Raw genomic sequence first — 19,601 nt, 5'->3', positions numbered from 1 at the left:
ATCGTAAAATAAAGACAAAAGAAAAACACATGCAAAACCCATTCAAAAGTTTTGCATGTGCTATTTTTAAACGTCATTCGCTCTTATTCGAAATATTCGCCATAAACATCGTCAACACGTTGTTCTGGGTTGATCACAATGTATAAGTTACCAGTTTTTTCACTGATTTTTGTTGATTGATATTGATTATCTAATCCCTCTGTTCCTTTGTCCAAGTAAGGGAAGTATACTAGATCAGGTGTACCATTGCGATACAAGATTTCCATACGTTCAATATCTTCATATTTCAAAGCACGATTGAACATACCCATTTCCAAACCACCTAGATTGATATCATGAGTAGCTACTGAATCTCCCTCATGAAAGATTTCGATTTTAAAACCGGCACATGGATGGATCTCGATAAATTCACTCCCATTGATACGACCAAAACTTGTCGTGATTTGTTTGATCCAAAGGTCGCCGATGTGACGACGATTGATCGTCCATGTTTCGCCGTTACGGAAATAAAATTTTAGCGCTGTCATTTCTTTGCTCATTAAAAAAATCTCCTTTTTTGACGCATTATATTCTGTTTCATTACTAGTTTAGCATAAAACAACAAAAGCGGTCATCTCTCATGTTTGCTTTTCTGTCAGCTTTTTTGATAACAATCCTCCTCTAAAAGAGAAAAGGGACATGAGAAACATCCTACAAAAAAGCCAACCGCTTCTATAGATAACTCTCATGCCCTTACTTTAGCTATGTCAGTATATGATTAGCCCGCCAAACAGACGTAATTAGTGATTGTCACGATTTCGTTGACTAACCTTGTTGCTCTTTCAGATAGGTTAATAATGCAGCTTGTTCATTCTGTACCAGTCCGTTCACTACCGCTGACTCCGCAAGTGCTAACGCTTCACTGACCCATTTACCTGGTTTTTTTTCACTCGTAGCTAATAACACCTTGCCATCAATCGCCAACTCACCCATTGTCTTGATAGGAAGTGCATGATAGATGTCTAGCACAGTTGTTGTGTCAGGGGTTTGTTGGAAGTAAATCATCAATTCTTCCACATCCAACGATGCGTCTTTTCCAAGATGATAAATCTCCAATGGTGTTAATCGTCGTTCTTGTCGCTTCGCCAATCCTTTGACCAAACGTTGGACTTCTCGAATCATTTGGTTGGAACATTTCCATGCTTTTAAGAAAGGTGCCACCTCTTGCTCAGATCGACCGAGTTGATTGAGTAATAATGCCCAAGCTTGACTTTCTTTTTTTAATGGAATAGATGGTAAATCGGCAAATCTTAATAATGCCTCACCATCTTCTTTTAATTGTGGACAATAGATGTAACATTTTGTTTCGACAAATGCGGCCAAGCCATGATTACGAAAATCCCCTAAAAGCATTTTGATAAATTCAACATTCATTCGCTCAACAGAGATTTTGTCCAATAACGCATGGTTGTCTTCGATCGCCTTGGCCGTTTCTTCTTCCAATTTGAACCCTAGCTGACTCACAAAACGAAGCCCACGCATCATTCGTAAAGCATCTTCATGAAATCGCTCGAAAGGTCGTCCAACTGCTCGTAAGACGTGATTTTCTAAATCAGTTAACCCATCGAATAAATCAATTATCTCACCATCTTCTTTCAAAGCAAAAGCATTGATCGTAAAGTCTCTGCGCTTTAGATCCTCTTCTAGTGTACGAACAAATGAAACACTATCAGGACGCCGATAATCTTGATAAGTCGATTCCGTACGAAATGTCGTGATCTCATATTGCTCCTCTTCATGCAAGACGAGAACCGTTCCATGTTCGATCCCGATATCGATCGTTTTTGGAAACAACTGCTTGATTTCTTCTGGAAACGCACTAGTAGCAATATCTACATCATGAATTTTTTGTCCGAGTAACGTGTCCCGCACACTACCACCAACAAAGTACGCCTCAAATCCAGCTGCCTCAATTTTTCTTATTACTGGAATTGCTTTTTTATATTCGATCGGTAATTCATTTAGTCTCATTTTTACTCCTTCTATCCTCTCACTGTTCCTCATCTTTTCGGGCAAAACGATGATGGTCCCTTCGATTGAACTTCTCCATATTTTTTTCAAATACCGTCGTCAAATCAATTCCTAACGAGTTTGCCATGATCATTGTTACAAATAGAACATCGCCTAATTCTTCTGCCACTGAATTACTAGGTTCTGTTGCTTTTTTACTTTTTTCGCCATATGAATGATTGACCTCTCGTGCCAATTCACCTACTTCTTCGGTCAGACGTGCCATTTGCGCCAATGGCGAAAAATACCCAACTTTAAATTGTTGGATGTACGCATCGACCTCTTCTTGCATACTTTTTAGTGAACGCTCTTCTTTCATTAAGAACCCTCCAATCATCTCTTCCTAAAAAACTTTACAGCAAAACCGCAAGAAGTGCAATTGTGAAAACAAAGAATACATGCTACATTATGTTAGGTATACTTAATAAATTCTTAGTAACAAGCCAACTTGGTCTATTCTATAACTATAAAAATGAAGAACCAGTTTCCTAATCCCTAGGTCTATATCTAGGATATACCGCTTGTTGCACAATGAATCATATCATATAGTAGAAAGTGGGGATTCGATGACATCATTGAAAACAATGAAAGAAGTTTTTTTTATTATTTTAGGAACAAGTATTTATGCTTTTGGACTAGTCTATTTGAATATCGCAAACCAGCTAGCCGAGGGTGGAGTTTCAGGTATTACCTTGATTTTGCGTGCTCTTTTTCATATCGACCCAGCTTATTCTACTTTATTGATTAATATTCCATTGATCCTACTAGGCGGAAAAATCTTAGGAAAACGCGCGCTCGCGTATACTGTCTTAGGCACTGTCTCGCTTTCTGCCTTCTTATGGATTTGGCAAAGGATTCCCTTACAAATCAACTTAGAGCATGATTTACTGATCGTCTCTTTACTTGCAGGACTGATTGCCGGAGTCGGCAGCGGGATCGTTTATCGTATGGGAGGTACTACAGGAGGAAGTGACATCATCGCTCGGATACTTGAAAAAAATCATGGAATCTCTATGGGACGTTCCCTTTTAGCTTTTGATGTCATCGTTTTACTTGCTTCATTAACTTATATCGATTTGAAGCGGATGATGTACACGTTAATCGCTTCCTATGTATTTAGTCGTGTCATCGATTTTATCCTTGATGGTGGCTACTCTGCCAAAGGGATTCTGGTAGTCTCAAATAAAAGTGAGGTAATTGCACCTTTATTGATGACCGGCTTACAACGTGGTGTCACATTCTTGCATGGAGAAGGTGGCTTTTCTGGTGTCGATAAAAAAATGATCTATATGGTGGTAAGTGCCAGGGAATTAAACGAAGTAAAACGGATCATTCATGAAATTGACGAACATGCCTTTCTTTCAATTCTAAATGTCCATGAAGTAGAAGGAGAAGGCTTTACCTATCTTAAACCACAAACGAGGCGATTTAAAAAAATAACAGAATGATTTTGAATCAATCAACCTGATACTGAAGCTTTCTACGTATATAGAATAACGTAGTTCTGCGTACTTCGTGATCAAGGAGTTGCACATGTCTACTTAGAGATATTCTCAGTTCATTCAGAAGTACCTGGGCGATTAGGACTTTTGTGCTTCCTAAAACCGAATATATGGTGCTCCACAAGCTTACCTTCATAAATAAGCGTGAAAAACGAAAATAGCTCTTCAAATTTTTGGGATTCACGCTTATTTGCCATAGCTGGATACTTATGTCACATCTTTTTTTGATCAATAGCTTTATCGTTTCATATTTTTTTGCACAGAATGAAAGATAGATGAACTATTTAAAATATAACTGATAATATTTAAGAGAGCCTATATTACTATCTGAAAATATCACTGGAATCAAATATGTATACATTTCTAACAGATCAACGCACCTTCCAAAAATCTAGAATATGTAAAGATCTCTGGACATTTCGTTCATACGTATCAACCAAAGGAATTTAGGGAAGTGACCAGAGATATTCTGGAACAAATTTGATTATAATAAGCTTTTTAAGAAATTTTGTTATTGAAATCCATTTTTTGTTGACCAAAAAACTTAATAAAAACTAGGCTTCCTTTACGAATATTACTCGGAAGGAAGCCTAGACTTTATTATACATATTTTCACTATAGTTACTTACTTATCATAATGTTACTTTTACCTGGTTAGCTTTCCCCACACTCAGCTCTTACTCTTCTGTGGCGCTTGAAGGATCATGCGGTTCACTTCATCAGATAGTTCAAGAAACGCATCTTTATCGCCTTCTTCTAATGCCTGATCGATCTGTTGGTAAAGCATGTTTAGTTTAGCTGCTTGCTCTTTTTCTTGGAAATAATGCTCGATTAATTCTGTTGATTCTTCGCTGATTGCATCTTCCCATGAGGCTAACGGGTTATCTTCGATGATTTCTAAATATTCTTTCGTTTGCCACGCATTTTCAAAAAGGCATTCGACATAGAGTGGATTTTTCCAATTTAGACGGATTTCGTGGAAGATCTGATCAGTGTCAGTAAATTCCTTTCCATCTAAAAATAGCTTCATCGGCTCACCTTCATAGGAAAGATCGGTGATCTGTAAACCACGTCTTGTTAAGTTTGCACCTTCAACAAAACGCACATTGTGTAAGATTGCTTCATGATTTGCCAGATAGTTCAAAATCCAAAATACTTCTCTACGACTGAAAGAGACATGGTTAACCATCCAAGTTAAGAAATTCTTCTTTTCTTTAACATCAATCAACATATTCATCACCTCTCTGTTAAATCATCTAATAGCGACAATACCTCCATATCCCCTGGTTCATAAGTTAAATATTGTTCCAATAATTCTCGTGTTTTTGCTAATTGGCCCTCTTCACGTAAGAATAAAGCATATTCTTTCAAGAAATCTGGCTCATGATCTAATTCGTGGGCTGCTTGTTCATAGTGGACTGCTGCTACCGCAAAATCTTCTAATTGATTATAGGCATGAGCGAGGTTCCATTCTGCATATGGATTAGCAACTTCTTCCATTTGGTTGACTGTTTGAACAACGTCTTCATAACGTTCTTGATCCAAGTAAAGATTACTCAACGTCAACAACGTTTCATCTTGTTTGTCGCCGACGTTCAAGGCATCAAGTAGTAACTTCTCTGCTTTTTCTTTGTCATGTAGACGAAAGGCATTTTCCGAAGCTAGGTGATAAAGTTCTACTTGGAATGGATTCTCTTTGATACCATCTTCTAAGACTTGTTGTGCTTCTTCGATCATCTCTTCTTCTTGAAGGACCTGACCTAGATAAAGGTATAAGGATTGATACTGTGGATTCAATTCCCGTAACTCTTGCAAATAATTGATAGCTTTTTCGTTCTCATGTAATTGTAGATTCGTGAACGCTAATTGGAACAAACGATCATCTGTCCGCTCTTCGGCTAAAGCTGCTTCCAGTGGTGGGATTGCTGCTTCAAAATCCCCTTGCATACTCAACGATTGTCCTAAGCGTTCTTGCATGGAAATACTAGAAATTTCTTCTATACCATTTGCTAACAACATTTCGTAAAGTGCGGAAGCTTCATTGAAACGGTCAACTGAAAAATACAATTCAGCCAATGCAAATTGAATCAATGGTTCTTCTGGTAATAGCTTCGCTGCTTCTTTCAATTTTGCTTCACTTACTTCAGGAATACCGATTACTTGGTACAAGTCAGCGATTGCTAATAGTGCTTGTGGATAGTACTCACTATCTTGCTGGATTTTTTCTAAATAGTCAAATGCCTGATCGATCTCATTGTCTTCGATAGCGATCTCTGCCAACGGAATATTCCATTCATCATTTTCAGGCGATACAGTTAGCAGATGTTCAAAAATTGCTTTTGCTTCTTCTAAAAAACCGATGGCTAATAACTCTTCTCCTAACTCATGTAACACATCAGCCGGATCTTCTTGGAGCGCCTTTGCCAAATATTCATTTGCTTCTGTCAAATTTTCGTCTGCTAATGCTTGTAGCATTTTTTCACTATTTGTCATCATCTAAATCCCTCTAATCTCTTGAACGATCCTTTCATAGGACGCCATTGTTTTCAATAGTTCTTGCTCGTTTGGCAATTGATATCCATCTATTATACCAATTTTTTCCAAAACGAGAATTTTTTTGCTCTTTTCTGCTAAAACCAGCACATTTTCTAGATAATCCATTTTTGATATCTCTTCAGGCCAAATAATTGGATAACCTAGATGCTGCAGCCAGATAAAAAAATTCTTCAATTGGAAAGAAAGCAACTTGATTTCTGAATTCCAGATAAGTTGCATCAAGATACCTAAAAATTTTTTCATACTGGCGGAAAGCAAATGACTATTTTCAGTCAGATAAAAAGCTTGCTCAAATAGTTTACCATAATTTGCCACTTGTTCAGCGTCTTCTTGATAAAAATAAATGATTTCTTCTAGCATGCCAGCAAAAGGACGATTGAATAATTTTTCGCGATTCGGATAATTTTTGTAAAGATTTTGAAGAAACGGATGATCACAGACTAACCCACAACAGATAAAAATCAAAAAATCGATTTGTTTCCCTTCGATTTGTTTTTCACTGATCGTCCGATCATAAATGATCCGTTCTGGAAGGTTCGTCGTTTGAAGAGCCGATTCGTTCGACCCATGTAAAATCTCGCATTGAGGATTAAGTGCCCGTGCCATGGAGCGGATCGAGACGGGGATCAACCAAAGTGTAGTCTGAAGATACGTATGTTTTTGAAAGAAGCCCGCCAACTCCATAATTCCCTCATTGCCAAAACCTATTACTAAAAGCGGTCGATTTTCAGGATAGCGTCTCGCATAGGACAAGAGGCTATGCAATTCAGATAATTGATTACACTGCGTATTGCCACAAATATACCAATCAATCGCTAACTTGTTCGTGAATGACTGTGTCATTTTCTCAGCGTATAGATCATAATAACGTTGGTTCGTTAAAAAAAGAATCGCTTGATCAATCGATTCATTTTTCAACTGACTGACAAATGTTTCCCCATAAAAGATTGTTGTTTCTTCTTGTTGGTAGCGATAGGATAACTCCATGTTGCCCTCCCCTTTTCTTTTATTTTACCATTAGTAAGTAAAATAAAAAAAGAATAAGAAAAACGAGTGAATGAACCCATGCCTTTTTTGATCAACTCTATTCTTTTATTTGGTATGTAACGAGTTCCATTTGGTTGCTGAACTATTTGGTTGTTGCCTTTCTACTGCTTTCCGCCTCTTTTATCCATCTATATAAAAAATAAAGCGCCTGTAGCCGTAGCCACAAGCGCTTTTTCAACTGTCTTATTTAACAGCGTCTTTCAATGCTTTACCTGGTTTAAATGCAGGTACTTTGCTAGCTGGGATTTCGATTTCTTCACCAGTTTGTGGGTTACGTCCTTTACGAGCCGCGCGTTCGCGTACTTCAAAGTTACCAAAACCGATTAATTGAACTTTTTCGCCGTTAGCTAAAGCATCTTGGATAGTTGAAAATACAGCGTCAACTGCTGCAGTTGCGTCTTTTTTAGTTAAATCTGTAGCTGAAGCAACTTTTTCGATTAATTCTGCTTTATTTGCCATGGATAGATTCACCTCCTCCAACAAGAGATATGATAGGAACATCATTTTAGTTTAAAAACTTTCTGAGTGGTCCAGAAGTTTATAAGAAATATTGATGAAGTTTCAATATTCTGTTATCACGATATCATATGAATCGCTTAATAGCAAGGTTTTTGGCATTATTTAACCGCTTTTTTTAGTCATAAAAACGTAATACAAAAATATGCTTATTTTTTTGAAAAAAACGGACTACTATGGTAAAATGCCTATTTTCTTCGACGTGGAATAATTCGGATCGAAGTTCCTTCAAACGTAAATGCTTTTCTGATTTGATTTTCCAAAAAACGTTCATAAGAGAAATGCATCAATTCTTCTTCATTAACAAAAACAACAAAGGTTGGCGGTTTAACTGCAACTTGTGTGGCATAGAAAATCTTTAATCGTTTACCTTTATCTGTCGGTGTCGGGTTGATCGCTACGGCATCCATGATCACATCATTCAAGACTGCTGAAGAAACACGTAAGTTTTGGTTCATACTCACTTCTTCGATCATTTCAGGCAAACGTTCTAATCGTTGCTTAGTCACAGCTGAAACAAACAGAATCGGCGCATAGTCTAAGTAACGGAATTCTTCACGGATCTCTTGTTCGAAGTCACGCATCGTATTCGTTTCTTTTTTTACTAGATCCCATTTATTGACAACGATGATCACACCACGGCCAGCTTCATGCGCATAGCCAGCTACTCGTTTATCTTGTTCACGGATGCCTTCTTCTGCGTTCAAGACCATTAACACGATGTCTGAACGGTCAATCGCACGCATGGCACGCATCACGCTGTATTTTTCTGTGGTTTCATAAACTTTCCCACGTTTTCTCATTCCAGCTGTATCGATCATCATGAATTTTTGACCGTCTTCTGAGACGAAGTGCGTATCGATAGCATCACGCGTCGTTCCTTCGATGTCCGAAACAATCACTCGGTCTTCACCTAGGATCGCATTGATCAAGGAAGATTTTCCTACATTCGGGCGACCGATCAAACTGAATTTGATGGTATCATCCTCTTCTTCTTCTGCTTCTTCATCAAAGAATTTCACTGCCTCATCTAAGATGTCGCCGATCCCTAATCCATGACTTCCAGATACAGGGTAAGGATCACCTAGACCTAGTGCATAAAATTCATAGATATCGTTTCTCATTTCAGGATTGTCGACTTTATTAACGGCTAAGATCACCGGTTTATTGCTGCGATATAAAATTTTTGCTACGACTTCATCTGCATCAGTGATGCCTTCACGGCCACTGACGACACAGACGATTACGTCTGCTTCATCGATTGCGATTTCTGCTTGGTGCTTGATTTGATCCATAAATGGTTCATCGCCTAAGTCGATCCCACCAGTATCAATAATACTGAAATCACGACCTAACCATTCCCCTTTAGCATAAATACGATCACGAGTAACTCCTGGAGTATCTTCGACAATCGAAATACGCTCACCGGCGATACGGTTAAAAATCGTCGACTTACCGACGTTTGGGCGACCAACGATTGCAATTGTTGGATTTGCCATATTTTTTCCTCCTCACATGTTTCCAATCTCACTTAGTGTACCGAATACTTCGCTAACTTTCAAGCTTAGATCGGTGAACATTCAAGTATTTTTCTGGATCACTGCCTATTACAAAAGAAAATGGTCTGGGGCGTAATCCCCAGACCACTTGTTTTACACATGTACAACTTCCCTTGATGCTGTAAATTCGCGCTTCGGGAACGATCATTCATTTATTTTTCAGAATCATCTGTTGCTGTTTCTTCTACTTCCCCTTTTAAGGCTTCGCCTAAGATGTCACCCATTGTAAATCCTGTGTTTTCTTCAGGTAACTCATAAGACTCAACTTCTTTTGGTTCTTTATCAGAAGCAGGTTTTTCTTCTAATGCTTTGATACTTAATGCAATCCGATGCTCTTCTGGATTGACTTCTAAAACTTTCACTTGGACATCATCGCCCTCATGCAACACTTCATGTGGTGTCGCGATGTGTTTATGTGAGATTTGTGAGATGTGGACAAGCCCTTCCACTGTTGGGAATACTTCAACAAAGGCACCAAAGCTAGTTAATCGCTTCACTTTACCTTCAAGTACAGCGCCTACTGGAGCTTTTGTTTCGATATCTGTCCAAGGTCCAGGCAATGTGTCTTTGATCGATAATGAGATACGTCCTTGTTCTGGATTGATTGAAAGAACTTTGACTTTCACTTCATCGCCAACAGCTAAAACATCACCGGGTTTAGCAACATGTCCGTGAGAAATCTCAGAAACGTGTACTAATCCATCGATGCCGCCTAAATCAACAAACGCACCAAAATCTGTGATACGAGCAACGCGTCCTTCGATCACGTCATTTTCTTGGATAGTTGATAGTAATTCTTTTTTCTGTGCTTCTTTTTCTGTTTCAACGACTGCTTTGTGTGAAAGGATCAAGCGATTTTCTGATGGTTCGATTTCAACGATTTTGAATGTCATCGTTTTTCCTTTGTATTCAGAAAAATCAGCGACAAAATGATCTTCTACCATTGATGCCGGAACAAATCCACGAACACCGACATCGACAACTAAACCACCTTTAACTACATTTGTCACTGGTGCTTCGATGATGTTTCCAGCTTGGAAATCTTTTTCGATATCCTCCCAAACTTTTTTCGCATCTAAGCGTCGTTTTGATAAAAGGTAACTTCCGTTTTCTTTGTCTTTACCAATCGTGCTGATTACGACTAGATCTAACGTATCGCCAACCTTTACCACTTCGTTGATATCTTCAACCGGTAAAGTAGATAATTCTTTTGCAGGAACTACGCCTTCAACACCCGTTCCTTCGATTCCAACGATGGCTTGTTTGTCTTCAATAACTAAAACTTCTCCTTTGACGACATCGCCAACGCTCACTTCTTGAACGCTATTCATTGCATCTTCCATAGATTGGTTGTTATCTGTCTGATTTTGTTCAAATTCTGTCATAACACTTGTCCTCCTAACCAACATTCTGCCGTTAACTACGGTACTGCCTATAGTTTAATTGATTATTTAAAAAAAATAAAGCGATTTCGTTTGTTTTCCATTAAAATGGTCGGATTCTTCGCTTTTTTTCTATTTAGTCAAGAAAATATCCTTTTTGTTGAATCACTTCTTTGATCGCTTGGACAACTTCTTGAATCGTTTTACCGGTTGTATCGATCCGTATCGCATCTTCTGCTTGCTTCAGGGGTGAAACTTTTCTAGTAGAGTCATATTCATCACGTGCTTGTATTTCTTTTGTCAATTCTTCTAAGTCTGTTGGAATATTTTTTTCAAGGTTTTCTTTGTGTCGTCTTTGTGCCCGTTCAGATACGCTGGCTACCAAGAAAATCTTCACTTCGGCTTTTGGTAAAACAGCGGTACCGACATCTCGACCATCCATGACGACACCACCATCTTCACCGATTTTTTTCTGGATCGCAACAAGAGCTTCGCGTACTTTTGAATGCGCAGCTACTTCAGAGACCGCTCGTGTAACGTCTGGTTGTCGAATATCTGAAGTAACGTCTTGCCCAGCTACAAAGACATGTTGTCCATCCGCCATTTGCTCAAATGAAATCGGGTGTTTGTTGATCAAATCGACTAACTCTGTTTCATCTGAAAAAGCAATGTGATGTTTGATTGCCAAGTAAGTGACTGCACGATACATCGCGCCCGTATCTGTATAAATATAGTTCAATTCATTTGCGATGATTTTAGCTACCGTACTTTTGCCTGAAGAGGCAGGACCGTCAATTGCGATACTAATTCGTGTCATTTTTCATAAACTCCCTTTTCTCAAAAAAAAGGGGCTGTGGCTCAAGCCACTGCTCCTTATTTAATTACATTTTATGAAGATACTCTGAGGAAAAACAACTCTTCAGTATTATCTTTTTAACTCCATTTATTGGACTCTAAGTTCTTGTCCTGGATATAACATGTAGTTGTTTGGATCGATTCCGTTCAATTGGAACAATTGGTCGACTGTAATGCCTGCGCGTTCTGCTACTTGTCTAGGACCTTCACCCGCTTGAACGACTGTGGTTGAGCCTGAAACACCTGTGCCTGCCTCTGGTGTTGAAGTAGGTGTTGTTTCTTGTGGAGCCACACTGCTTGGTGTTGTTTGTTCTGGCTCTGTTACTGTTGAAGATGGTGTTGTTTCTGGTGTCACAGCACTCGTGGGTGTTGTTTCTCCAGCAACTAATTGTGTATCAGAAGTTGGTTCACTAGAAACTGTCGTCGATTCTACAGTTGATTCTACAGTCGAACTTTCTACGATCGATGAAGTCGTAGAGGAAGAAGATGCAGCGGTCGCACTATTACTTGATCCGTTTCTGATCCAGAAGTAAGCTCCTGCCGGAATAGCAATACATAAAACTAATAAAATCAAAAATAGCGATAAGAACAGGGTGTTCCCTTTCTTTTGCTGTCTTTGCGTACTTCTTGAAGATGCTTCATCCTCTGTATCGTAAATTGGTTGCTCCCATGGTTCTTGTGTTTCGTTATTTTCTGATGATTGATGTCTATCTTTTCTACTCACCTTATTGACCTCCTAAATTCTTTCCTAGTTATTATACCATAGGATAATCTTGATTGTACGAAAAAAATACCTCGCACCATTTTTTTAAAATAAATTTAGTAAAATGGTTTGCCAGTCTGTTGCTTCTACGGTTGGACTAGTATGTCCAGTTTCAGAAAGAAATAAGGACGCACCATCTCGATCACAACATTTTTCAGGTTTTTCTTTGAGGGTTTCACCGAAATAATCCATCAGACGTTCTCGTCTACATGATGTTGTATGGATATAAGCAAGCATCTGCTGTAGTTGCTTGATTTTCACTTGTTCTTGTTTTTTTAATTGCAGAAGCCATGTATCAGGACTTTGCATTTCATTTACCAGCATCAGCCATTTTTGCTGGATCTCATCGAACTGGGGCGCCTCTGTTTGCCCAGTTGACAGATGTTCTTCGAAAATCTGACGTTGTTCTTTAGATAATTGTTGGAAAAAGTAATGGATCCCTTCGTCCCCTGGTTGATAAAGTAAGATAGCGCTACTTGGTTGTTGATCTCTGCCTGCTCGGCCAATCTCTTGCATATAATTTTCCAAACTATCTGGCAAATCATAGTGGATGACATATCGGATATCTGCTTTATCGATCCCCATACCAAACGCGTTGGTCGCAATCAAAAATTGCAGTTGATTACGATTGAATTGTTGCTGGAGTTGCCGACGTTGTGAGGCATCTAGCCCTCCATGATAATACCCCACAGCATAGTCTTTGCGAAGCAGTTGATAAAGACGTTCGACTTCTTTTTTAGTCGCGCAATAAATGATCATTGCTCCGTCTGCTTGTGCCATCAACTGACGTAATTGCTGGTCTTTTTCATCTGTATGAAAGACAAATAATGAGATGTTTTCTCGATTAACTGAATGTTTGACGAGGGCAGGTTGTGTGCGAAAGAGAATGTGTTCGATCTCTTCTTGTACCGGTCGCGTGGCTGTTGCCGTCAAAGCTAAAGTAGTTGGTGATCCTAATTCTTTTGCGACTCTTCCGAGAGATTGATACTCAGGTCGAAAATCAATGCCCCACTGTGACACGCAATGAGCTTCATCAACTACGTACAACGAGATTTTTTGTTGCTTCAGGGCATGAAGCACTTCCGGCTGCTGCAACATCTCGGGACTGACAAAGACAAATTTATATTCGGATAAATGAGCTAACACATACTGTTTCTCACTTCTAGTGAGTAAGCTATTATAGGCAACCATCCTTTTCTCTCCTCGTTTTTGCAATTGCCCTACTTGATCTTCCATCAAAGAGAGTAACGGAGAAACGATCAATACCATCCCATCTTGCAAATAGCCAGTCAACTGATAACATAAACTTTTGCCATTACCAGTTGGCAGGATCGCTAAAACATCTTTCTGATTCAATAAGGTGGAAATGATCTCTTCCTGTCCTTGGCGAAAAGAGGTAAAACCAAAGTACTGTTTCAATGGATCAAGCAAATCCATTTTTATCCCCTCCTTTAAATGCCTCGATTTGTGCCAAACGAAATTCTCCGTAATCGATCGTTTGTCCTTCAAGATCTTTATATCTTAGTGTAAGAAGTGGTCGATCCAACGAAGCTAAAGATCTTCTTGTCTCGGAGTGGATCAGGCGTTCAAAAGGAAAATCATCAAAAAAGATGGCCCACTCAATCAAATGGTCATTGATCGTGCCTTTCTTCAATCCTCGTTTCACCATCACTTGCTCCACCGAATCCCCAGATAAAATCAAGGCTCTCGTCGTCAACATGCTTTGATTATAATTTTGTCTAAGCAACGGTGCAAGCAAATCGTATAATAAGAAATCTGAATGCTGTTCGATAATCGCTAATAAGCGATGGATACACTGATCTTGGAATAATTGTTGAGCTGTGCCATCTTCAAGGGTAGTCAGTTGGTACGCGAGTAAGCCTGTTTGCTTTTTACCAGAAAATTGGTTCGCTAAGAAGTTCGCTTGTTCGTCTGGCATCAGAGTAAAAATAGTAGAAAGTTCCTTTGATACTTGAGCAACCAGCTCCGTTTTGGTACACGTTGCTTCCTTCAACCATCTCTTAACTTGGTAAGCATAAAAAGGACCCGTCTCTACTGGTAAATAAGCTGTTTCATTGGTGGATAAGTGAGAGACGACTTGTACAGAGAATTTCAGCAAACGCCAACTAATAGTAGCTGTACGTCCATACTTATCATAGTGTAGTCCGAGGAGGGATTCATTTTTTCTTCGCATTTCCCCTTTTTTCGTCAGTTGCAACTCTCGGTCTTCCCACTTTAATAATCCCTCATCTATCATCTGTTGGATCTGCGTATTAAACGTTGCTTGTTCAAGTGAAGGAAAACAACCATGAACAACTAATAATCGCTGAAAAAAGCCAAAAAGTAGTACCGAGGATGTACGCTTGCCACTTAATAATTGATAGAGTGAGCTTGCTCGTAACTTGTCACTTGAAGAAAATAAAGATAAAATAAACTCAGTCATAGTAATCCCCTTACGTTAGGATGGTGAATATGTCATTATTATGTAAATTAGTTCCTGAACGTTGTATCGCATGTGGTCTATGTCAAATCGAGGCGCCTGATATCTTTGATTATGATGAAGAAGGAATCGTCTTATTTGCACAAGAACCAGAAGCACATCAACAATTCGTTCAGCCTTTAGAAGAAGCCAACGTAACCAAAGCTTATCAAAAATGTCCGGTTCGAGCAATCTTATTGGAAAAAGAAAATTGACCGCTCTCTTACAACTAACTTTTAGCAGGACTGTCCGATGATCTACTTGTTTTTCTATGTTACAAAAATAGATGAGTTAATCGTATTCCCCTCAAGTGATAAGGCGTCATCCACGAAAATGATTTTTAAATTTTTTTGTGGATGACGCCTTATTTTTCTAGGAGCTTCCTTTGAGACGTCTGTATCCGCCGATCAGCTTGTGAAATTTTCAATTATAAACGGATCATTTCTTTTCGCCGATCCGAAAAGTGACGCTCTTACTTGATTTGATTCAGCCAATTCATCATGGTCGTGACGATTGCTGTTTGTTGGTCTTCATTACTGATTGTTGCTTCACCATCACCTTTTTGATGACCATAACTACCAAATCCGCCATGGTTCCCTCCAGCGATGGAAACAAATTCTGTTTGTTCAGGTAAATAAGCTTTTGCTTCATCAGCTGCTTCTTGGTTCATGACTTCATCTTCACTTCCGGTGATACTGATGACCGGTAAATCAGTTTTTGCCAATGTCCCCTTTTCATCCGGGTAACTTGCCATGAAATAAATACCTTTTAATCGTTCATCATCCAGATTTGCATTAGCATAACGACTTGCCATCACCCCACCTAAAGAATGTCCTCCAATCACAAAATCTTGATCTTTGAAATCCTCTCTGATTTTGTCTGCTTTGTTGCCACTCAGGATCGCCAGTTCAAAAGGCATTTTAGCAATGGCTACCGTATAGCCATTTTCTGCTAGTTGCTCTGCCCATATACTATAACTTTCTGGTTCGACGAGCGCACCAGGATAAAAAATCACCATTGGATGTTTCGCCGATTTTTGCGATTCGAATAATAAATAATCCTCTTTATCTATTCCTTGCTTAAATGATTGTTCTGCTTGAGTCGATGGTTCGTACACACTTTGTTGCCAATAAAAATAACCTCCAATAGCACCTAATCCCAGTACGATCACTAATCCTATCAGGACTCTTTTAAATATTTTCAAAAACATCACCTTCCGTCATCTTTCATTTGATACTCTTATACACTAAATAAAATACGGTAAAATTGCAAATGATTTTATGTAAGATGTTATTATTGGATATCGTTGTAAGGAGGAACAACTGACAATGAAAAACCACCCCTATTTTGACAAAGTTCCTCAAAATAGGGGTGGTTACTTTTATGACTCTTATTCGTTTCTTAACTAACTATTGGTTTACTTCCCACACAAGCGATAAACCGCTTCTGCGTAGATTTCCATCGCTTTGTACATACTGCTTAATTCCCATCGTTCATTGGCTTGGTGCATGAAGTCTGGTGTATCAGGGAACATTGCACCGAAAGCGACACATTGGTTCATCGTACGAGCAAAGGTTGCTCCACCAGAAACAAATGGCTCAGTCATATCCCCTGTGATATCACGGTACGTTGCTAATAAGTTTTGGATCAATTCACTCTCCAAAGGAACGTATAATGAACCCAAGAAATCAAATTCTTCATATGATAAATCGTATGCTTTGATTTTTTCTGTCATTTTTTCGACAAGTTCATCTTTTTTGAAGGTGACAGGGATACGCATGTCCACCCCGATTTTTGTTTGCTCAGGTGTGATTTCTAAACTAGCGAAGTTCATCGTCAACTCACCAGATTGTTCGTCAACAGTCTTTCCGACTACTTTTTCACCAGTCGCATTTTCTTGGACTAATTCTCCTAAAAACTTGATTGGCGCAAAATCAAAAACTTCAGACAAAGCGATCGCTAAACGAGAAATCGCATTGACACCTTCTGCGGCATCCTTTGCATGGATACTTTTTCCTAGCACTGTGATCGAGTCACCTTGATCTTCAAAATCGAAGTTGTGTTTCGTTAACGCTGCTTTCACTTCTGCCAATTTTTCACCTGAATAAGGTGCTGAATCCGGCACTACGTTTAGTGCCCCACCAGCATTTACAGAGAATTCATTTGTGCCAGGACCGGTCAAGTAAGCTTGTAGCAAACCTTTTTCTGCATAGATCAAAGGAAACTCTGCATCTGGCGCAAAGCCTTGTGTGATTCCTTCTTCTTTTTCATTGTATTTATCTAAACAACGCCAAAGATTTTCTTCGTCCGTTCCGAAGATGAAACGAATGCGCGTATTAAATTCTACCCCTGCATCCATCAATGCTTTCACTGCGTACATTGCAGCAATCGAAGGTCCTTTATCGTCTTGGGAGCCACGGCCAACTAACCAGCCATCTTTGATCGTTGGCTCAAAAGGTTTAGATTCCCAGTTTTTTTCATCGCCTCCAGGGACAACGTCCATATGGCATAAGATACCAAATAACTCGTCTCCTGAGCCTACTTCTGCATAACCATAGTAGCCTTCGGGATCTTTAAATGTTTTGAAACCTAATCCTTCACTGATTTCTAACACTTTATCTAAAGCTTCTACAACTTTTTTCCCAAAAGGATGTCCCTCTCCAGAATCAGATTCATCCAACACAGAAGGAATTCTAATCAACTCACTTAATGATTCTAATGCTTGTTCATGATGTTGTTCTGTTACAAATTGTTTCATCAACTTTGCCTCCTCATTATTTTAAAAAAAAGATGACGGCAGAAAATACTACTTTGATCCACATGTACATCTGCTCGAGTGTAATAGGACACTATTCACGAAATTTTCTGTGAAAAAGCCAACGCCTTCGGAAATAAGCGACAAAACCCAAAATCCAAGTTTCGGGTTTTGTCGCTTATTTCTTGGCGCTGGATTCTTCAGTCACCATTTCATCAACAGAGTAACTCGTTTTTTCAAAGGTCTTGTTTCTACCGACGATCTCTTACATACAAGTGATACATCGTACTTGGTGAATAAAGGATTCATGTCTCTTTATTCAGTCAATAGATATTGTTTCTTCATTTATCATAGAACTTTGGCTGTCATTTGTCTAGAATTAGAACATTGCTGCTACACCTAAGATCACACAGATAGCAACAAATAAGATGGCAATCAACTTCCCAGTGAATTTCCACCAAACGGAAATATCAAAGCGAGCAATGGCGATTGCACCCATTACGATAGCAGAAGTTGGCGTGATCAAGTTCACTAATCCAGATGCTGATTGGTAAGCAGTGATTACTAGATCTTTACCGACACCAGCAAATTCTCCCATTGGTCCCATGATGCCCATTGTAGCAGCTGCTAAGCCAGAAGTTGATGGAATCAAGAATGACATAGGGATATAGAAGATAAATGTAAGGATCAAGAAGACACTTGATGATAATGAGCTTAATCCTTGTTCTCCCCAATGTAAGATCGTATCTGTGATCAAACCGTTGTTCATCACTACTTGGATCCCACGAGCAACAGCAACAACGATTGCTACACCAATCAAGTCTGAAGCACCTGCTAAGAATTCTTTGACAAAATCAGATTCTTTCATACCAAAAGTGATTGCCACAACGATTGACATTACTAAGAATAACATTGTGATTTCAGGGAAATACCAATCACCTAGAGGCAACATGTTTTTACCTAAAACAGTTCCAATTACAGGTAGGCCAGTTAACCAATTTGTCAATGACTCAAAAATAGTGAAGTTTTCATTCAATGTTGTCCATGGAATCAAACTAATGATCATGATACCAAAAGTAAGGAAGAACAATACATTGACATGTTTTTGTTTCTTCGTGATCATTTCTTGACGATTGATTGCTTCGATATCAAAGTGTTTCATGTCTTCTTCGCGCTGATTATATACTAAAGATTTGGTTGGATCTTTTTCGATCTTCGACGCATAGCGATACACATAAATAATAGAGATTGCTAGTAAGACAACGAACATAAAGAAACGTAACCCGATTCCTTCACCCATTGAAATACCAACAGCTTGTGATGCAACTCCTGTCGCAAATGGGTTAACTGTTGATGCCAAACAACCCACTTGAGATCCGACCAACACGATGGCTACCGCTGTGACAGTATCAAAACCGACGGCCATCATAACAGGAATCAATAATGCGTAAAATGGAATCGTTTCTTCCGCCATTCCATAAGTTGAACCACCTAAAGCGAATAAAAGCATCAATACAGGGATCAACATTTTTTCTTTTCCTTTGAAGCGTTTCACAACTGTTGCGATCCCAGCATCTAATGCGCCAGTTTTATTGATGATTCCTAAGAAACCACCAACAATTAAGATAAAGAAGGAAATTGGAATTGCCGCAGGTGTTTCTTTCGTTAACTCACCTGCTGGTACACCCAACATCCCGTTGACTGGAGCCATAAAGATATCCCAAAGTCCTTGTGGATTTTGTTGGACTCTTTCGTAAGACCCTGCAATGATATTACCGGCTTCATCCACACTGTAGTGTCCTGCTGGGATGAACCATGTAAGTACAGCGATAATGGCAATAATAATGAATAAGACCGAGTACGCTGAAGGCATTTGAAATTTCTTCTTCGTTGTTTGTTCCATTTTCTTCTTCCTTTCTTGTTTCAAAAATCTTTGACACATCGGTATTTTATCAAAAAGATGATAAGACCAAAAATAATAACTAGTAGATTCGATAAATTTTATTCAAAACCCTCGTTTATTGTCCCTCCTTTGATTATTTAATTGAAATGCTTTATTCATACTAATTGTAGCGTTTCCGTCGTCTATTATATCAGGTCCATCTAACAAACAAAAAGAGAAGAATTTCACATCAAAA

At 38.9% G+C, this 19,601-nt stretch carries 18 protein-coding genes; 2 read left to right on the top strand and 16 right to left on the bottom strand.

What is annotated here, in order from left to right; all coding sequences use genetic code 11:
• Positions 1 to 83 precede the first annotated feature (83 nt).
• The 3 genes from IGJ49_RS05230 to IGJ49_RS05220 all read right to left on the bottom strand — a co-directional run bounded on the left by IGJ49_RS05230 (position 84) and on the right by IGJ49_RS05220 (position 2,368).
• A complete protein-coding gene (locus IGJ49_RS05230; RefSeq protein WP_010735761.1) occupies positions 84 to 539 on the bottom strand; it encodes a hypothetical protein in 456 nt (151 codons plus the stop codon).
• Positions 540 to 804: 265 nt separating this feature from the next.
• Positions 805 to 2,010 (bottom strand): CCA tRNA nucleotidyltransferase, encoded by a 1,206-nt coding sequence (locus IGJ49_RS05225; protein WP_409173805.1) that lies wholly within the window; start codon positions 2,008 to 2,010, stop codon positions 805 to 807.
• A 19-nt stretch (positions 2,011 to 2,029) separates the two neighbouring features.
• Positions 2,030 to 2,368 carry a nucleotide pyrophosphohydrolase gene (locus tag IGJ49_RS05220; protein WP_010735763.1) on the bottom strand — a complete coding sequence of 113 codons (339 nt, stop codon included), beginning with the start codon at positions 2,366 to 2,368 and terminating at the stop codon, positions 2,030 to 2,032.
• A 247-nt stretch (positions 2,369 to 2,615) separates the two neighbouring features.
• On the opposite strand from IGJ49_RS05220, the gene IGJ49_RS05215 reads away from it, so the two are divergent.
• The gene (locus tag IGJ49_RS05215; RefSeq protein ID WP_349520229.1) at positions 2,616 to 3,497 is read left to right on the top strand and encodes a YitT family protein; all 882 of its coding nucleotides are present in this window, start codon (positions 2,616 to 2,618) and stop codon (positions 3,495 to 3,497) included.
• Between the two features lie 724 nt (positions 3,498 to 4,221).
• Here IGJ49_RS05215 and IGJ49_RS05210 read toward each other — a convergent pair.
• The 10 genes from IGJ49_RS05210 to IGJ49_RS05165 form a co-directional block, all read right to left on the bottom strand.
• Positions 4,222 to 4,782 (bottom strand): YpiB family protein, encoded by a 561-nt coding sequence (locus IGJ49_RS05210; RefSeq protein WP_023519477.1) that lies wholly within the window; start codon positions 4,780 to 4,782, stop codon positions 4,222 to 4,224.
• Positions 4,783 to 4,787: 5 nt separating this feature from the next.
• Positions 4,788 to 6,047 (bottom strand): tetratricopeptide repeat protein, encoded by a 1,260-nt coding sequence (locus IGJ49_RS05205; protein WP_062805402.1) that lies wholly within the window; start codon positions 6,045 to 6,047, stop codon positions 4,788 to 4,790.
• A complete protein-coding gene (locus tag IGJ49_RS05200) occupies positions 6,048 to 7,094 on the bottom strand; it encodes a hypothetical protein (protein ID WP_438722617.1) in 1,047 nt (348 codons plus the stop codon).
• A 243-nt stretch (positions 7,095 to 7,337) separates the two neighbouring features.
• Positions 7,338 to 7,613, bottom strand: a complete 276-nt coding sequence (locus IGJ49_RS05195; protein WP_002290178.1) for an HU family DNA-binding protein — start codon at positions 7,611 to 7,613, stop codon at positions 7,338 to 7,340.
• A gap of 245 nt (positions 7,614 to 7,858) precedes the next feature.
• Positions 7,859 to 9,169 carry a ribosome biogenesis GTPase Der gene (der, locus tag IGJ49_RS05190; RefSeq protein ID WP_010735768.1) on the bottom strand — a complete coding sequence of 437 codons (1,311 nt, stop codon included), beginning with the start codon at positions 9,167 to 9,169 and terminating at the stop codon, positions 7,859 to 7,861.
• 212 nt (positions 9,170 to 9,381) lie between these two features.
• Positions 9,382 to 10,614 (bottom strand): 30S ribosomal protein S1, encoded by a 1,233-nt coding sequence (gene rpsA, locus IGJ49_RS05185; protein WP_010735769.1) that lies wholly within the window; start codon positions 10,612 to 10,614, stop codon positions 9,382 to 9,384.
• Positions 10,615 to 10,747: 133 nt separating this feature from the next.
• Positions 10,748 to 11,428, bottom strand: coding sequence for a (d)CMP kinase (gene cmk, locus IGJ49_RS05180; protein WP_349520223.1), 681 nt, complete (start codon positions 11,426 to 11,428; stop codon positions 10,748 to 10,750).
• Between the two features lie 126 nt (positions 11,429 to 11,554).
• The gene (locus IGJ49_RS05175; RefSeq protein WP_375152202.1) at positions 11,555 to 12,190 is read right to left on the bottom strand and encodes an SAG1386/EF1546 family surface-associated protein; all 636 of its coding nucleotides are present in this window, start codon (positions 12,188 to 12,190) and stop codon (positions 11,555 to 11,557) included.
• 84 nt (positions 12,191 to 12,274) lie between these two features.
• A complete protein-coding gene (locus tag IGJ49_RS05170; protein ID WP_349520219.1) occupies positions 12,275 to 13,666 on the bottom strand; it encodes a RecQ family ATP-dependent DNA helicase in 1,392 nt (463 codons plus the stop codon).
• Positions 13,653 to 14,672: a helix-turn-helix domain-containing protein gene (locus IGJ49_RS05165; protein WP_375152201.1), complete on the bottom strand. Its 1,020-nt coding sequence runs from the start codon at positions 14,670 to 14,672 to the stop codon at positions 13,653 to 13,655. Before IGJ49_RS05165 ends, IGJ49_RS05170 begins: the two co-directional genes overlap by 14 nt.
• 29 nt (positions 14,673 to 14,701) lie before the next feature.
• On the opposite strand from IGJ49_RS05165, the gene IGJ49_RS05160 reads away from it, so the two are divergent.
• Complete coding sequence (locus IGJ49_RS05160; RefSeq protein WP_010735774.1) at positions 14,702 to 14,923, top strand: ferredoxin; 222 nt, start codon at positions 14,702 to 14,704, stop codon at positions 14,921 to 14,923.
• A 257-nt stretch (positions 14,924 to 15,180) separates the two neighbouring features.
• Here the strand turns inward: IGJ49_RS05160 and IGJ49_RS05155 are convergent, their stop codons facing one another.
• The 3 genes from IGJ49_RS05155 to IGJ49_RS05145 all read right to left on the bottom strand — a co-directional run bounded on the left by IGJ49_RS05155 (position 15,181) and on the right by IGJ49_RS05145 (position 19,366).
• The gene (locus tag IGJ49_RS05155; RefSeq protein ID WP_179099925.1) at positions 15,181 to 15,912 is read right to left on the bottom strand and encodes an alpha/beta hydrolase; all 732 of its coding nucleotides are present in this window, start codon (positions 15,910 to 15,912) and stop codon (positions 15,181 to 15,183) included.
• A 213-nt stretch (positions 15,913 to 16,125) separates the two neighbouring features.
• Positions 16,126 to 17,466 (bottom strand): M20 family metallopeptidase, encoded by a 1,341-nt coding sequence (locus tag IGJ49_RS05150; RefSeq protein WP_438722611.1) that lies wholly within the window; start codon positions 17,464 to 17,466, stop codon positions 16,126 to 16,128.
• A gap of 376 nt (positions 17,467 to 17,842) precedes the next feature.
• Positions 17,843 to 19,366: a YfcC family protein gene (locus tag IGJ49_RS05145; RefSeq protein WP_010735777.1), complete on the bottom strand. Its 1,524-nt coding sequence runs from the start codon at positions 19,364 to 19,366 to the stop codon at positions 17,843 to 17,845.
• Between the last annotated feature and the right edge of the window lie 235 nt (positions 19,367 to 19,601).

The organism is Enterococcus sp. AZ171 (assembly GCF_051714005.1).
GTDB lineage: Bacteria > Bacillota > Bacilli > Lactobacillales > Enterococcaceae > Enterococcus_B > Enterococcus_B pernyi.
The sequence above is the reverse complement of the archived record's forward strand: the minus strand, read 5'-3'. Positions and strand labels throughout refer to the sequence as shown.

What these genes read in the sequence shown, in the direction of transcription:
- IGJ49_RS05230 (WP_010735761.1), bottom strand. Translation starts at nt 539, where the DNA reads ATGAGCAAAGAAATGACAGCGCTAAAATTTTATTTCCGTAACGGCGAA.
- IGJ49_RS05225 (WP_409173805.1), bottom strand. Translation starts at nt 2,010, where the DNA reads ATGAGACTAAATGAATTACCGATCGAATATAAAAAAGCAATTCCAGTA.
- IGJ49_RS05220 (WP_010735763.1), bottom strand. Translation starts at nt 2,368, where the DNA reads ATGAAAGAAGAGCGTTCACTAAAAAGTATGCAAGAAGAGGTCGATGCG.
- IGJ49_RS05215 (WP_349520229.1), top strand. Translation starts at nt 2,616, where the DNA reads ATGACATCATTGAAAACAATGAAAGAAGTTTTTTTTATTATTTTAGGA.
- IGJ49_RS05210 (WP_023519477.1), bottom strand. Translation starts at nt 4,782, where the DNA reads ATGTTGATTGATGTTAAAGAAAAGAAGAATTTCTTAACTTGGATGGTT.
- IGJ49_RS05205 (WP_062805402.1), bottom strand. Translation starts at nt 6,047, where the DNA reads ATGATGACAAATAGTGAAAAAATGCTACAAGCATTAGCAGACGAAAAT.
- IGJ49_RS05200 (WP_438722617.1), bottom strand. Translation starts at nt 7,094, where the DNA reads ATGGAGTTATCCTATCGCTACCAACAAGAAGAAACAACAATCTTTTAT.
- IGJ49_RS05195 (WP_002290178.1), bottom strand. Translation starts at nt 7,613, where the DNA reads ATGGCAAATAAAGCAGAATTAATCGAAAAAGTTGCTTCAGCTACAGAT.
- der (WP_010735768.1), bottom strand. Translation starts at nt 9,169, where the DNA reads ATGGCAAATCCAACAATTGCAATCGTTGGTCGCCCAAACGTCGGTAAG.
- rpsA (WP_010735769.1), bottom strand. Translation starts at nt 10,614, where the DNA reads ATGACAGAATTTGAACAAAATCAGACAGATAACAACCAATCTATGGAA.
- cmk (WP_349520223.1), bottom strand. Translation starts at nt 11,428, where the DNA reads ATGACACGAATTAGTATCGCAATTGACGGTCCTGCCTCTTCAGGCAAA.
- IGJ49_RS05170 (WP_349520219.1), bottom strand. Translation starts at nt 13,666, where the DNA reads ATGGATTTGCTTGATCCATTGAAACAGTACTTTGGTTTTACCTCTTTT.
- IGJ49_RS05165 (WP_375152201.1), bottom strand. Translation starts at nt 14,672, where the DNA reads ATGACTGAGTTTATTTTATCTTTATTTTCTTCAAGTGACAAGTTACGA.
- IGJ49_RS05160 (WP_010735774.1), top strand. Translation starts at nt 14,702, where the DNA reads ATGTCATTATTATGTAAATTAGTTCCTGAACGTTGTATCGCATGTGGT.
- IGJ49_RS05150 (WP_438722611.1), bottom strand. Translation starts at nt 17,466, where the DNA reads ATGAAACAATTTGTAACAGAACAACATCATGAACAAGCATTAGAATCA.
- IGJ49_RS05145 (WP_010735777.1), bottom strand. Translation starts at nt 19,366, where the DNA reads ATGGAACAAACAACGAAGAAGAAATTTCAAATGCCTTCAGCGTACTCG.